At 74.4% G+C, this 13,590-nt stretch carries 13 protein-coding genes and 2 pseudogenes; 6 read left to right on the forward strand and 9 right to left on the reverse strand.

Annotated elements, in window-relative coordinates; all coding sequences use genetic code 11:
* Positions 1-79 (forward strand): annotated as a pseudogene (locus HF519_RS31880) (DUF3263 domain-containing protein); the annotation flags it as partial.
* Positions 80-112: 33 nt separating this feature from the next.
* Here HF519_RS31880 and HF519_RS26625 read toward each other — a convergent pair.
* Positions 113-736 (reverse strand): annotated as a pseudogene (locus HF519_RS26625) (S1C family serine protease); the annotation flags it as partial.
* An 89-nt stretch (positions 737-825) separates the two neighbouring features.
* Positions 826-1,398 carry a peptide deformylase gene (locus HF519_RS26630; RefSeq protein WP_169415742.1) on the reverse strand — a complete coding sequence of 191 codons (573 nt, stop codon included), beginning with the start codon at positions 1,396-1,398 and terminating at the stop codon, positions 826-828.
* 180 nt (positions 1,399-1,578) lie between these two features.
* Between HF519_RS26630 and napA the strand changes: the two genes are divergently transcribed.
* Complete coding sequence (gene napA, locus HF519_RS26635) at positions 1,579-1,887, forward strand: nucleoid-associated protein NapA (RefSeq protein ID WP_169415743.1); 309 nt, start codon at positions 1,579-1,581, stop codon at positions 1,885-1,887.
* 93 nt (positions 1,888-1,980) lie between these two features.
* Positions 1,981-2,637, forward strand: a complete 657-nt coding sequence (locus HF519_RS26640; protein WP_312860367.1) for a LytR C-terminal domain-containing protein — start codon at positions 1,981-1,983, stop codon at positions 2,635-2,637.
* 71 nt (positions 2,638-2,708) lie between these two features.
* Here HF519_RS26640 and HF519_RS26645 read toward each other — a convergent pair whose 3' ends face one another.
* The 4 genes from HF519_RS26645 to moeA all read right to left on the reverse strand — a co-directional run bounded on the left by HF519_RS26645 (position 2,709) and on the right by moeA (position 8,513).
* Positions 2,709-5,033: an AAA family ATPase gene (locus tag HF519_RS26645; protein ID WP_169415744.1), complete on the reverse strand. Its 2,325-nt coding sequence runs from the start codon at positions 5,031-5,033 to the stop codon at positions 2,709-2,711.
* Positions 5,034-5,202: 169 nt separating this feature from the next.
* A complete protein-coding gene (locus tag HF519_RS26650) occupies positions 5,203-6,195 on the reverse strand; it encodes a CDP-alcohol phosphatidyltransferase family protein (RefSeq protein WP_169415745.1) in 993 nt (330 codons plus the stop codon).
* Between the two features lie 5 nt (positions 6,196-6,200).
* Positions 6,201-6,908: a phosphatidylserine decarboxylase gene (locus HF519_RS26655; RefSeq protein ID WP_169415746.1), complete on the reverse strand. Its 708-nt coding sequence runs from the start codon at positions 6,906-6,908 to the stop codon at positions 6,201-6,203.
* 351 nt (positions 6,909-7,259) lie between these two features.
* Complete coding sequence (gene moeA / locus HF519_RS26660) at positions 7,260-8,513, reverse strand: molybdopterin molybdotransferase MoeA (protein ID WP_312860368.1); 1,254 nt, start codon at positions 8,511-8,513, stop codon at positions 7,260-7,262.
* Positions 8,514-8,579: 66 nt separating this feature from the next.
* Between moeA and HF519_RS26665 the strand changes: the two genes are divergently transcribed.
* The 3 genes from HF519_RS26665 to HF519_RS26675 all read left to right on the forward strand — a co-directional run bounded on the left by HF519_RS26665 (position 8,580) and on the right by HF519_RS26675 (position 11,527).
* A complete protein-coding gene (locus HF519_RS26665) occupies positions 8,580-8,783 on the forward strand; it encodes a cold-shock protein (RefSeq protein ID WP_169415747.1) in 204 nt (67 codons plus the stop codon).
* A gap of 289 nt (positions 8,784-9,072) precedes the next feature.
* Positions 9,073-10,701: a chaperonin GroEL gene (groL, locus tag HF519_RS26670; protein ID WP_169415748.1), complete on the forward strand. Its 1,629-nt coding sequence runs from the start codon at positions 9,073-9,075 to the stop codon at positions 10,699-10,701.
* Positions 10,702-10,774: 73 nt separating this feature from the next.
* Entirely contained in the window at positions 10,775-11,527 is a 753-nt protein-coding gene (locus HF519_RS26675) for a low temperature requirement protein A (protein WP_169415749.1), read from the forward strand.
* On the opposite strand, the gene HF519_RS33590 is transcribed toward HF519_RS26675, so the two are convergent.
* The 3 genes from HF519_RS33590 to HF519_RS26690 form a co-directional block, all read right to left on the reverse strand.
* Positions 11,479-11,856: a PspC domain-containing protein gene (locus HF519_RS33590; protein WP_169415750.1), complete on the reverse strand. Its 378-nt coding sequence runs from the start codon at positions 11,854-11,856 to the stop codon at positions 11,479-11,481. The genes HF519_RS26675 and HF519_RS33590 overlap by 49 nt on opposite strands.
* Positions 11,857-12,022: 166 nt before the next feature.
* The gene (locus tag HF519_RS26685) at positions 12,023-12,646 is read right to left on the reverse strand and encodes a response regulator (RefSeq protein WP_169415751.1); all 624 of its coding nucleotides are present in this window, start codon (positions 12,644-12,646) and stop codon (positions 12,023-12,025) included.
* Positions 12,643-13,590 (reverse strand): sensor histidine kinase (locus HF519_RS26690; RefSeq protein WP_169415752.1); only part of this gene is annotated, 948 nt, incomplete at its 5' end. The genes HF519_RS26685 and HF519_RS26690, both read right to left, overlap by 4 nt.

The following is a 13,590-nucleotide window of genomic DNA, read 5'->3' on the forward strand; positions in this document are numbered from 1 at the left end:
CGTCAAGCGTCTGCGCCGGCTGCGGGCCAGCCGCCAGCGCACCCGCGCCGCCCGTCGCCTGGGCATCGAGCCGTGGTGACCGTCAGCATCCCGCTACTGATCTCGGGGCTCCCGCCCGCCGGACCCGGCCGTGGGCCCGCAGCGCGTCGACGATCCGCAGCGTGGTCGCGTTGACCGGGACGGCGAGCCCGAGCCCGACCCCGGCCACCGCCGTGTTGATCCCGACCAGGCGGGCCCGGGCGTCGGCCAGGGCGCCACCGGAGTTGCCGGGGTTGAGCGCGGCGTCGGTCTGGATGACGTCCTCCACCACCCGGCCGGCGCGCCCGCTACGGGTCGGCAGCGAGCGCCCGAGCGCGCTGACCACGCCCGCGGTCACCGACCCGGCCAGCCCCAGCGGGTTGCCGACCGCGACCACCAGCTGGCCGACGACCAGCTTGTCGGCGTCGCCCAGGCGCACCGGTTCCGGCAGCGCGGCGGCCGGTTCGGCGCGCAGCAGGGCGAGGTCCGAGAGCGGATCGGCCCCGGCCACCCGGACGGCGACCTCGGAGCCGTCGACGAACTCGGCGCGGCCCCGTGGGGCGTCACCCACCACGTGGGCGTTGGTGAGCAGCTCCCCCCCGGCGCTGAACACCACCGCCGATCCGCTGCCCCGGCCCATCCGGACGGCGGCCACCCTGCCGGTGAGTTCCGCGGCGACCGTGCTGACCGTCCGGGAGTACGCGTCGAGCTCGTCCATCTCGCCCGTCCTCGCTGTGCTTACACCGTTGCACAGAACGAACGACGGGTGGGTGTGCGGTGTTCCCGATCGCCGGGCCCGGCCGGGGCTCAGGCCTCCCCGGCCTGCTGGGTCGCCGGGTCCCAGGACAGCCCCGGGACACCCCAGCCGTTGCGCTTGAGCGTCTTGCGCGCGGCGCGGTCGTAACGGCCCATCAGCCGGTCGACGTAGATCGTGCCGTCGAGGTGGTCGGTCTCGTGCTGCAGGCACCGGGCCAGGAACCCACGGCCCTCCACCGAGACCGGCTGCCCGTCGAGGTCCACCCCGGTCACCCGCGCCCAGTCGGCCCGGCCGGTGGGGAACTGCTCACCGGGTACCGACAGGCAACCCTCCTCGTCCTCGTCCGGGTCGGGCATGATCTGCGGCAGTTCCGAGGTCTCCAGCACCGGGTTGATCACGACGCCGCGCTTGAACTCGCCGATCGTCTCGTCGGGGCAGTCGTAGACGAACAGCCGCAGGTCGACCCCGACCTGGTTGGCCGCGAGCCCCACGCCGTGTGCCGCGGCCATCGTCTCGAACATGTCCTCGACGAGCGTGCGCAGCTCGTCGTCGAACACCTCGACACGCCGGGTGGGCGTGTGGAGGACGGGATCTCCGATGATGCGGATGGGTCGGACTGTCACACCCGGAGGCTAGCCTCGACCTGGCCGGAGACGTTGCGTGCCCACGAATCCGATGCGGATTCACGCCTCGGAGTGGCGCGTCCCTACCCGGTCGGTGTCGGTCTCGCGTGGTCTAATGGCCGCCGCGAATGACACCCGTGTCATTCCGTGATCGTGAGCTAGCGATGTCCGAGGAGCGTGATGGAGTCCGCCACGGAACCCAGCGGGGCCGCTGTCCCCGCCGCCCACCCGGTCCGGGAGCTCGACCGCCGGGAACGCGAGATCCTCGCGTTCGAGGGTCAGTGGTGGAAATACGCCGGGGCCAAGGAACAGGCCATCCGCGAACTGTTCGACATGTCGGCCACGCGGTACTACCAGGTGCTCAACGCCCTCGTCGACAAGCCCGAGGCCCTCGCCGCCGACCCGCTGCTCGTCAAGCGTCTGCGCCGGCTGCGGGCCAGCCGCCAGCGCACCCGCGCCGCCCGTCGCCTGGGCATCGAGCCGTGGTGACCGTCAGCATCCCGCTACTGATCTCGGGGCTCCCGCCCGCCGGACCCGAGCCGGCCCTTCCCCCATCGGCTCGCTGAGTTCTCGGAGGTTGCCGTGACCGCACCCGCCTCGCCCGGGGGATCCTCGCCGCTGCGGATCGGCGGTTTCGCCCTCCTCGGTGTCGGCGTCATCGCCGGTGTCATCGGGCTCGCCACCCTCGCCACCGGCGGGAACGGCGGGCCGTCCGTCGCGGCGCCCACCAGCGCCGAGGCGTCCGGCAGCGCGGCGGCCGAGCCGCCCGCGGCCGCCGCTCCGTCGCCGACCGGCGAGGTGCCGCTGCCGTCCTTCGCGGCCACGCCGACCGCCGGGATCGCCGCCCCGCCGAGCACCTCACCCCCACCGGCCGCCGGGTCCGGGGACCCCGCCGGTTCCGCCGCGCCCGGCGGCGGGATCGCCGCCCCCCGCGGCGGCGGCGCTCCGGTCGTGCGCGTCCCGCTCCGGGTCTACAACAACAGCACGATCACCGGGCTGGCCGCCCGCGCGGCCGAGGACTTCCGCAGCTCGGGCTGGGCCGTCGAGTCGGTGGCCAACTACCCGAGCGGGATCATCCCGACCAGCACGGTGTACTACCGGCCGGGCACCAACGAGCTGGCCGCCGCGCAGAGCCTGGGCAACCAGTTCAGCATGCGCGTCGAGCCCCGCTTCGAAGGGCTCGGCGACGCCAGCCCCGGCCTCATCGTCATCGTCACGAACGACTACCAGCGCCGCTGACGTCCGCTCCCCCGCGCACACCGCGCGACGGCCGGCAGGTCTCGCGACCTGCCGGCCGTCGTGTGTCCGGGTCAGGTCCTGCGGTCGGCGTAGGCCTGCAGCTCGGCCAACTGCAGCGGGTCCAGTGACGGCGGCACGGCCCGGCGCGCAGCCGCGATGTGGGCCGCGGTCACCTCGGCCGCGTCCAGCGACTCCCGCATCGCGGTGAGCGCCGCCTCGCGCAGCACCGCGGCGCAGTCGGCCGCGGAGTACCCGTCCAGTTCGGCACCGAGCGCGTCGAGGTCGACGTCGTCGGCCAGCGGCGTGTTCCGCCCGGCCGCGCGCAGGATCTCGGTGCGCGCCGCCGCATCCGGCGGGGGCACGTACACCAGCCGCTCGAGCCGCCCGGGCCGCAGCAGCGCGGGGTCGATCAGCTCGGGCCGGTTGGTGGCACCGACCACGACGACGTCGCGCAGCGGCTCCGCACCGTCCAGCTCGGTGAGCAGCGCGGCCACCACGCGATCGGCCACCCCGGAGTCGCTCGACTGCCCGCGCCGCGGCGCCAGCGCGTCGATCTCGTCCAGGAAGACCAGCGCGGGTGCGGCGTCGGCCGCCTTCCGGAACAGCGCCCGGACCGCCCGCTCGGACTCCCCGACGTACTTGTCCAGCAGCTCGGCCCCCTTCACCGACAGCACGTTGAGCTGCCCGGTGCCGGCCAGCGCGCGCAGCAGAAACGTCTTGCCGCAGCCGGGCGGGCCGTACATCAGCACGCCGCGTGGCGCGGCGACGCCGAGCCGGGCGAACGAGTCGGGGTACTGCAGCGGCCACAGCACCGCCTCGGTCAGCGCCTGCTTGACCTCGACCATGTCGCCCACCTGGTCGAGGGTGAGACCGCCGGTCTGCAGGGTGTCCGAGGACGACATCGAGATGGGCCGGACCGAGGCCACGGCGTCGAGCAGGTCCTGCTGGTGAATCCGCGGCCGGGAGTCGGGCGCGTCCAGCAGGGGGTCGACGTCGTCCGCCAGGTCCATGGCGGGAGGGTTCGCCGGGAGTCTGTGCCGCAGCGCCGCCTGCACCGCGGCCTCGCGGCGCACCGCGACCAGGTCGGCCGCGACGAATCCGGGAGCCCGCTCAGCGATCGCCGCGAGGTCGACGCCGTCGGCCAGCGGCACCCCCGCGAGCAGGCGGCGCAACAGCTCGGTCCGGGTGCGGACGTCTGGCAGCGCAAGGCCGAGCTCGCGGTCCAGGAGCTCCGGCCCGCGCAGCCGCGGGTCGACGCCCTCCGGCGTCGCCGTGGTCGCCACCACCGCGACCCCCGGGGTGGCGACCGCCTCGCGCAGCGCGTCGAGGACCAGGGTCGCCAGCGGCGGCGGGGAGGCGGCGGGCAGCAGCGCGTCGACATCGGTCAGCAGCAGCACCGTCGGGCGGCCGCCGAGCGCGGCCGAGCGGGCCGCGGTGATCACCTCCTGCACCCGGGCGGACGCCGACGCGGGCTCCAGCGCGGCCGCGGCCGGGGCGGCCAGCTCCACGCAGCCCACACCGACCGCGGCGGTCGCGCTGCGCACGAGCGTCGCCTTGCCCACCCCTTCCGGACCGACGACGAGCACACCCAGCCGCGGCGAACCGCCGAGCCTGGCCAGCAGCTCCGGACGGCGATGGGTCAGATCGAGCCACTCGACGAGCCGGCGGGCAGCGTCGGTGTTGCCGACCAGCTCGTCGACGGCGAGGACGGGCTCGGCGCTCGCCGGCACTGCGGGCACCGGCGAGCCGGACGCTCCCGGCGCAGGCCCGGGGGCCCTGCCGACGGCCGGGCGGGACGCCGGGGACGGGTCGGCCGGCTGACCGGTGCTGGAGCCGTCCTGCCAGCCGACGACCGTGGACGGCTGCACGGCGACGACCCCGGCCGGCTCGGCGCTCACCACGGTGAGCAGCTCGGTGGTCCACCCGCCCCCGACGGCGTTGGCCAGCCGCCGGCGCGCGCCGGGAACGTCGGCGCCCGGCGGCGGCGCGATGTCCTGGGGCAGCAGCGAGACGGCGTCTCCCGCGGTGAGCACCTTCCCCAGCAGTGCGAGGCGAACGGCGTCGGGAGGAAGCACGGGCTGGGTCAGCCGGGAACCGGCCAGCACGACCCGGCGCGCCGGGATCACCGCAACCGGGGCGAGGACAACCTCGGCCCCGTCCGTCAACCCCGCGTTGGACAGCGTGACGTCATCGAGACGGGCCTGCCCCGGCGGGCTGTCCGGCGGGGCGGCGACGGCCAGGGCGGCGGTCACCCGGGTGCCGGTCAGCGCGACGGCGTCCCAGGAGCGCAGGCCGAGCGCGTCGAGGACCTCGGGATGCAGCCGGACCACGCCGCGCCGAGCGTCGGCGGCGGAGGCCGCGAGCCGGGCGACGAGGGTGATGGTGGGAGCGGGCACCCCCGAACGCTAGCGGCCACCGATCGCAGGGGACGGAGTGCGGCCCCCGCGGCGATGCACCCGCCGAGCCCGGACCGAGAACCGAACCCGTCCGCCGAGCACCCCGCTCGGACCGCCGGTGCCCGGGCCGTCCGGGACCGCGCCGCGCGTGCCGCTCGGGACGGGCGACTCAGCGACGGCGCAGGCCGAGGCGCCGGCTGCCCCGCGGTGGCAGCGGGGCGGGGCCGGTGGCCGGCGGGGGGCCGGACGCTCCGGACCGCCCGTTGCGATCCTCGAGCCGGTCGTCCGGACCGAGCCGGCGCACGACCCCCCGGGCCACCGCGCTCGCCCGGCCTGCGACCCGGCGGCGCAGCGGCGGGCGCAGACCCAGCCGGCGCGCCGAGCGGGCGGCGCGGGCGACGGCACGGCGCTCGCGCACCGGCACGTCCCAGGCCTCCGGGTGCCGGGCCATCCAGCGGTAGCGGTACATCGAGTACGGGATCGTCGCCAGGTACCCGGCGGCGACCACGGCGAGACCGAGGAACGGCGCGGTGAGCAGCACCGCGGCCGCGAGCCCGACGAGGACGAGCAGCGGGGCGACCAGGCGCTGCGGCACCCGCACCGTCTTCAGCGACAGCGTCGGCAGCCGGCTCACCATCAGCCCGGCGGCGAACAGCGCCCACAACCCGACCGTCGGCGGGGCGGACCACCAGCCCGGACCGAAGTGCAGCCACAGGTAGAGCGGGATCCCCGCGACCAGCGCCGCCGCCGGCGCCGGCACCCCGACGAAGAACTCCTTGGCGAACGGCGGCTGGTCCTCGTCGTCGATGAGGGTGTTGAACCGGGCCAGTCGCAGCGCCATGCACACCGCGAAGATCAGCGTGACGATCCAGCCGAACCGGTTGGCCTCGAGCTGCCAGATGTAGAACACCAGGGCCGGCGACACCCCGAACGACACCAGGTCGGCCAGCGAGTCGAGCTCGGCGCCGATCCGTGAGCTGGCGTCGAGCATCCGGGCGAGGCGGCCGTCGAGCGCGTCGCACAGCGCGGCCGCACCGACCGCGGCGACACACAGCTCGAACCGCCCCGCGAGGGCGAGCTGGACGGCCGACAGGCCGGCGCAGAGCGCCAGCACGGTGACGGCGTTCGGCAGCAACCGGACGCCGGCGGTGTAGGTGGGCATCTCGCTCAGCCCGTTCCGTCGGGCAACTCGGCGAGGACCGTCTCCCCGCCGATGGTGCGCTGCCCGGGCGCGACGAGTACCCGCGAGCCGGCCGGGAGGTAGGTGTCGACGCGCGACCCGAAGCGGATCAGCCCGTAGGTCTCGCCCGCGGCGACCTCGGCGCCGGGTCCGACCTCGCACACGATCCGGCGGGCCAGCAGCCCGGCGATCTGCATGACGCCGATCCGGGCGCCGCCGGCGGTCTCCAGGAGGAGCGCGCTGCGCTCGTTGTCCTCACTGGCCTTGTCCAGGTCGGCGGACAGGAACTTCCCCGCCCGGTACTCGACGGCCAGCACCCGGCCGTTCGCCGGGATCCGCTGCACGTGCACGTCGAGCACGGACAGGAAGACGCTCACCCGGGGCGCGGGCTCACGGGGCAGGTCGAGCTCCGCGGGCGGCAGCACCTCGGACACCGTCGCCACGGTGCCGTCGGCGGGAGCGAGCACGATGCCGGGACGGGTCGGTGGGACGCGGCGCGGCTCCCGGAAGAACGCGGCGACACCCGCGGTGGCGGCCAGGCCGAGCAACGTGCCGCGGCCGGTCAGTGCGCGGATCAGGCCGGCGCCGGTCGCGACCGCCGCCACGATGGGGCGGCCCCCTGGGTGCATCGGCGGTACGGCGGCCCGGACCAACTCGGCGATGTGCTTGAACGAGGTCCCGGTCTGCTCGGGCATGGGGACGGTTCGACTCCTCCGCCGTGGCGGCCCGTTCGAGCCGCGCTGATGGCGGCCACGGTACGCGAGGCGCAGGACGCAAAGGGCCGGGGCCGCCATCCCCCGAGACAGCGACCCCGGCCGTGGAACCGCTCGTCCGCTCCCCAGCGACGGGCGGTAGGTCCTTTGCGTCAAGAGGTGGGTACCCACCTCGTGCTCAAAGTATCCCCGAGCATCGGAGTCATCGTCCAGCTCACTGGGAGAGGAAGCCAGTGAAGTGCACCGATCGGCCGAACGCTCACCTGTTTGACGTCCCGGACGGGCGAAGTGTTGCAGCCATCCTCGGTGATCTACACCACTTTTCGGGTGAACTCATCGGCCGTCCAGCAGCCAGACCTCCACCGCGTCACCCACCCCGACGGACGTGACGTCCTCCGGGAGCACGATCAAGCAGTCGGCCTGAGCGAGGGCACCGAGCAGGTGCGAGGCCGGTGACCCCACCTCACGAACGGTTCCGTCGACCGCATCGAGCACGCCACGCCGGAACTGGCGCTTACCCTCGGGCGAGGTCATCGGCTCGGCCAGGGTGGCCTTGACGACCGGCCGGTGCGGGTGCGGGTGCCCGAGCGCGGCCCGCAGCGCGGGGCGCACGAACACCTCGAAGGACACCTGCGAGCTGACCGGGTTGCCCGGCAGGGTCACGATGCCCACGGCGTCGCCGGCACCGTCGACCTCCAGCCGTCCGGCGCCCTGCGGCCCGCCGGGCTGCATGGCGACACGGACGAAATCCACGCCGCGGCCGGTGAGCGCGTCCTTGACCACCTCGTAGGCGCCCGCACTGACCCCGCCCGAGGTGAGCACCAGGTCCACCCCCTCGGCGACCCGCTCGGAGATCACCTGCCGGAACTGGGCGACGTCGTCGGGCACGAACCGCAGCAGCTCGGCGTGACCACCCGCGTCCTGGACCGCGGCGGCCAGCATGGGTCCGTTGGACTCGTAGATCTGCCCGGGCTGCAACGGGGTGCCCGGCGCGACCAGCTCGGAGCCGGTGGACAGCACGAGCACGTGCGGCGGGCGCCGAACCGGCAGCGTCGCGGAGCCGACGGCGGCGGCCAGCGCGATCTGCGGCGCGCCGAGCACGGTGCCCGCGCGCAACACGACGGTTCCGGCCGGCACGTCCTCGCCGGCGGTCCGCACGTGGGTGCCCGGCGCCGGACCGCGCCGGATCCGCACCCTGTCCACACCGCCGTCGGTCAGCTCGACCTGCACCACCGTGTCGGCGCCGGGCGGCAGCGGGGCGCCGGTCATGATCCGGTGCGCGGTGCCGGGTTCGAGCGTCGGGACATCGGTGCGGCCGGCCGGGATGTCGGTGGCAACCGGCAGTTCGACGGGCACTTCGTCGGTCGCGTCCGCGACGTCCGCGGCGCGCACGGCGTACCCGTCCATGGCCGAGTTGTCGAACGGCGGAAGCGAGATGGGGGCGGTCAGATCGGCGGCCAGCACGAGCCCGGCGGCCTGCGCCAGCGGGACGTCCTGCACCGGCGCCGGTGGGACGAGTGCGGCCACGACGGCCTGGTGTTCGTCGACTGTTCTGGGGTTTCGCGTCGGGATATCGGGGCTCGCCACGCCCGCATCCTGCCCCACCTCCTGAGGTAGCGTCGGCCGCGTTCGTACGCAACAACAGGAGGTGCCGTGGCTCAGGGCACGGTCAAGTGGTTCAACTCGGAGAAGGGCTACGGCTTCATCGCCACCGACGGCGGGCCGGATGTCTTCGTCCACTACTCGGCGATCCAGGCGGACGGGTTCCGCACCCTGGACGAGGGCGACCGGGTGGAGTTCGAGACGACGGCGGGCCGGGACGGCCGTAGCCAGGCGGAGTCCGTCCGTCGCATCTGATCGGCCCCGATCAGGGCGGCCGGGCCATCCGAGCTGTTCAACGCACATCGGGGGCCGGCCCACGTGGGTTCACGTGGGCCGGCCCCCGCGGCATTCCCGGGTGCGCCGGCGCCCCTGCGGACCGGGGGGTCGTCTTGCACTCGACCACTCCGAGTGCTAAAAACGGGCCTGGCACTCGGCTTGTCCGAGTGCCAAGTCGGGTCGGTGAGGCCGGCGCAGGGTTGCCGGTCGTCCGTCGCGGGCACCGGGCTCGACAGACGTGTCATCCCAATCGGAGGACAACACCCCCATGGCGAAGCAGATCGCGTTCGACGAGGAGGCGCGCCGCGGGCTCGAGCGCGGCATGAACACCCTCGCCGACGCCGTCAAGGTGACGCTCGGCCCGCGCGGCCGCAACGTCGTCCTGGAGAAGAAGTGGGGCGCGCCCACCATCACCAACGATGGTGTGTCGATCGCCAAGGAGATCGAGCTCGAGGACCCGTACGAGAAGATCGGGGCCGAGCTCGTCAAGGAAGTTGCCAAGAAGACCGACGACATCGCCGGTGACGGCACGACCACGGCGACGGTGCTGGCCCAGGCGCTGGTCCGCGAGGGCCTGCGCAACGTGGCCGCCGGTGCGAACCCGATGGGCCTCAAGCGCGGCATCGAGAAGGCCGTCGAGGCCGTCTCCGGGCAGCTGCTGAAGACCGCCAAGGAGGTCGAGACCAAGGAGCAGATCTCGGCCACGGCCTCGATCTCGGCCGGCGACCCCACGATCGGCGAGCTCATCGCCGAGGCGATGGACAAGGTCGGCAAGGAAGGCGTCATCACCGTCGAGGAGTCGCAGACCTTCGGGCTCGAGCTCGAGCTCACCGAGGGCATGCGCTTCGACAAGGGCTACATCTCGCCGTACTTCGTGACCGACGCGGAGCGGATGGAGGCCGAGCTCGAGGACCCCTACATCCTCCTGGTCGCCTCGAAGATCTCCACGGTCAAGGACCTGCTCCCGCTGCTGGAGAAGGTCATGCAGACCGGCAAGCCGCTGGCGATCATCGCCGAGGACGTCGAGGGCGAGGCGCTGGCCACCCTGGTCGTCAACAAGATCCGTGGCACCTTCCGGTCCGTCGCCGTCAAGGCCCCGGGCTTCGGTGACCGCCGCGAGGCGATGCTGGCCGACATGGCCATCCTCACCGGTGGCGAGGTCATCTCGGAGAAGGTCGGCCTCAAGCTGGAGAACGCCGACCTGTCGCTGCTGGGCCGGGCCCGCAAGGTCGTCGTCACCAAGGACGAGACCACCATCGTCGACGGTGCCGGTGACCCCGACCAGATCGCCGGCCGGGTCAACCAGATCCGCAGCGAGATCGAGCGGACCGACTCCGACTACGACCGCGAGAAGCTGCAGGAGCGCCTGGCCAAGCTGGCCGGCGGTGTCGCGGTGATCAAGGCGGGCGCGGCCACCGAGGTCGAGCTCAAGGAGCGCAAGCACCGCATCGAGGACGCCGTCCGCAACGCCAAGGCGGCCGTCGAGGAGGGCATCGTCGCCGGCGGCGGCGTCGCCCTGATCCAGGCCGGTGCCGGCCTGTTCGAGGGTCTCGGCCTGGAGGGTGACGAGGCCACCGGCGCGAACATCGTCAAGGTCGCGCTGGAGGCTCCGCTCAAGCAGATCGCCGTCAACGCCGGCCTCGAGGGTGGCGTCGTCGCGGAGAAGGTGCGCAACCTTCCCGCCGGCGAGGGTCTCGACGCGGCCACCGGCGAGTACAAGGACCTGATCAAGGCCGGCATCATCGACCCGGCCAAGGTCACCCGGTCCGCGCTGCAGAACGCGGCGTCCATCGCCGGTCTGTTCCTCACCACGGAGGCCGTGGTCGCGGACAAGCCGGAGAAGAACGCGGCTCCGGCCGGCGGCGGCGCGCCCGACATGGGCGGCATGGACTTCTGAGTCCTGCGCCACCGCAGTACCGCTCGTCCCGCAGGGGCGGCGCCCGGGTTCCGGGTGCCGCCCCTGCGGCGTTGTGGGGCCGGACGGGCCGGACTCCCGGTATGCCTTCTTCGTCCCGCTGGGCAGCGGGCGCCGCGGCGCGCTCATCCGCACGGTGCTGTGGTGGTGCTGGGCCGGCTACAGCTGGCTGTGCAACCTGGTGCGCGCCGACGAGGGCGTGGTCCGGGTCGCGATGTTCGTCGCGATGGCCGCCCTGTTCGTCTGCGCGATCATCATCGTGGCGCTGGGCGAATCGATCGTGTCCGTCGGGATCGGGGTGGCCGCGCTGCCGATCTCGTGGCCCATCATCGTCGCGTCCGTGCTCGGGCCGGCCGTCACGGGAGCGATGTGGTGGGCCTACTTCGACGTGACGTCGCTGTTGGCCGAACGCGCTCTGGCCGCGGCCCACGGCGCCCGGCGGATCCGGCTGGCCCGCGGCGGGTACACGTTCCTGCACCTGCGGATGATCCTGGGGATCATCATGATGTCGCTGGGCCTGAAGAAGGTGTTGCTCTACGTCGGCGGCGGTCTCCGGGTTGCCGGCGGTGGTCACGCCGGCCGTGCTGGCGCTCGTGCTCATCGCCTCGATCGGCTACGAGACCCACCACTACGCCGAGGTGCGCCACCGGATCCGGCACGAGGGCGCCCACGTGGTGTGATCGCCGCCCGCGGCCAGCAGCCTGATCGTCGTGGCGGGCTCTCGCCGGCGACGTCCAGGCTGCTGTCCGCCTCGCCGGATCAGACGGCCGGTTCCTCCTCCGGCGCCAGGATCCAGGCGGCCAGGTAGATGATCGCGCCGGCGCCGAAGCCCAGCACGGTCAGCGCGACGAGGCCGATGCGCAGCAGCGCCGCGTCCACACCGAGGCTCGCGGCGAGGCCCCCGCAGACCCCGCCGAGCATCCGGTCGGTGCGGCTGCGGCGCAGGGTGAAGCGCTCCCGGGCCGGGCCGGGGGCCGGCGGCAGCGCGGCCGGGCCGGGGCCGGTCGCGAACCCGGCCCACGGGTCGGTGGTGAAGGCCGCGCCGCTGGGCGTCGCGGCCGGGGTGTCCGCGGCGGTGGCGCCGGGGACCTCGCCGGAGGTCGTCGGGCGGGCGGTGTGCTCGGTGGTCGGCTCCATGGCATCGAGCCTGCCGGGCCCGGTGCACACGGACCTCCGGGACGGCCCGGAGACCGACCCGGGCCCGGCCCCGAGCCCGGCTCGGGGTCGGGACCGGCGGGCGCCGGGCCGCGGAACCCGTGCCGGCCGCTGCGTCGTCCGGCTCGGGCTCCGTGCCGGGCCGGGCTCAGAGCAGGCCGGCCTCGCTGGCCTTGCCGATGGCCTCGACGCGGTTGCGCGCGCCGAGCTTGTGCAGCGCGGACTGCAGGTAGGTCTTCACGGTGTTGCGGGCGAGCCCGGTGGACTCGGCGATCTCCGGGTTCGTGCGGCCCTGCGCGGCCAGCCGCAGCACCTCGTACTCGCGTCGGGTCAGCCCGCTGCGGGCCAGGGCCGCCCGGTTGCCCGCCTCACCGGGCACCATCCGCGCATCGACCACCCGCTCGCCCCGCAGCACGCGGCGCAGCGCGGCCACCAGGTCGGTCGCGGCGGCGTCCTTGATCATGCATCCGTGCGCGCCGGCGTCCAGCGCCGCCTGTACACCGTGGTGGTCGCCGTGCGCGGTGAACACCACGATCCGGGCGGCCGGGCACACCTGCCGCAGGCCCACCACGACCTCGGGGGCGAGCATGTCGGGCAGCCGCAGGTCGAGCAGTACCAGGTCGGGGCGCAGGGCAGGCGCCCGCTCCAGGGCGGCCCGGCCCGACTCCGCCGAGCCGACCACGGCGAGCGCGGGCTCCGCCCGCAGCAGCAACGCGACGCCGTCGCGGACCACCGGGTGGTCGTCGACCACCATCACCCGCGCGGGGCTCATCGCCGGCCCCCGGGTGCCGGCGGGTTGGGCAGCATGATCCGCAGCGTGCTGCCGCCGTCCTCCTCGTGGACCAGGCTGACCCGCCCGCCCAGCCGGGCCGCCCGGCCCGCCAGCATCCGGATGCCGAGCCCCGAGCCGTCGGAGGGATCCGCAGCGCCCCGGCCCTCGGCCCCGGCGCCCGCGCCGTCGTCGGCCACCGCCACCTGCACCCCACCCTCCACGGCACCGAGGCTGACGACGACCGTGTGCGCGTCGGCGTGCTTCTCCGCGTTGAGCAACCCCTCGCGGACCGCAGCGGTGAGCAGTCCGGTCCGCTCGGCGTCGAGCGGCGGCACCGCTCCGAGCTGCACGAACCGGGCCGGCACCCCGGTCCGGGACTCGAAGCTGCGACAGTGCTCGGCCAGCTCGACGGGCAACGCCCGTTCGGGACCGGACTCCGCCAGCGCGAGCAGTGCCTCGCGCAGCGCCAGCGAGGCCGCGGAGATGTCGGCCTCCAGCCGGCCGAGCCTGCTGCCCAGCGCGGGGTTGTCGGTGAGTGTCGAACGCAGGTCTCGGACCTGGGCGCCGATGGAGAACAGCATCGCGCCCACCGAGTCGTGCAGCGAGTTCTGCATGCGTTGGCGCTCGGCGGCCACCGCGGTCGCGCGGCCCGCCTCCGCGAGCTCGGCCAGCCGCAGCGCGCGGGCCGCGTCGGCGGCGATCTCCTCCATCGTCTCGACGGCGCGGTCGCCGAACTCGCCCGGGCCTCGTAGCGCGGCGTAGGCCACGGCGATGGTGCGCGTCCCGTCCGGTCCGGTGTCGTCGATGATGGGCACCGCGAGCATCGCGGCCATCGCCTCGCTCCGCACCGCGACGTCGAAGTGCCGCGGGTGGGTGATGCTGGAGGAGCTCACGTAGTCGCTGACCCGGACGGGGCGGCTCAGCGCGAGCACCCGCCCACCGAC

This window comes from Pseudonocardia bannensis (genome assembly GCF_012911875.1).
In the GTDB taxonomy this organism is placed as follows: Bacteria; Actinomycetota; Actinomycetes; order Mycobacteriales; family Pseudonocardiaceae; genus Pseudonocardia; species Pseudonocardia bannensis.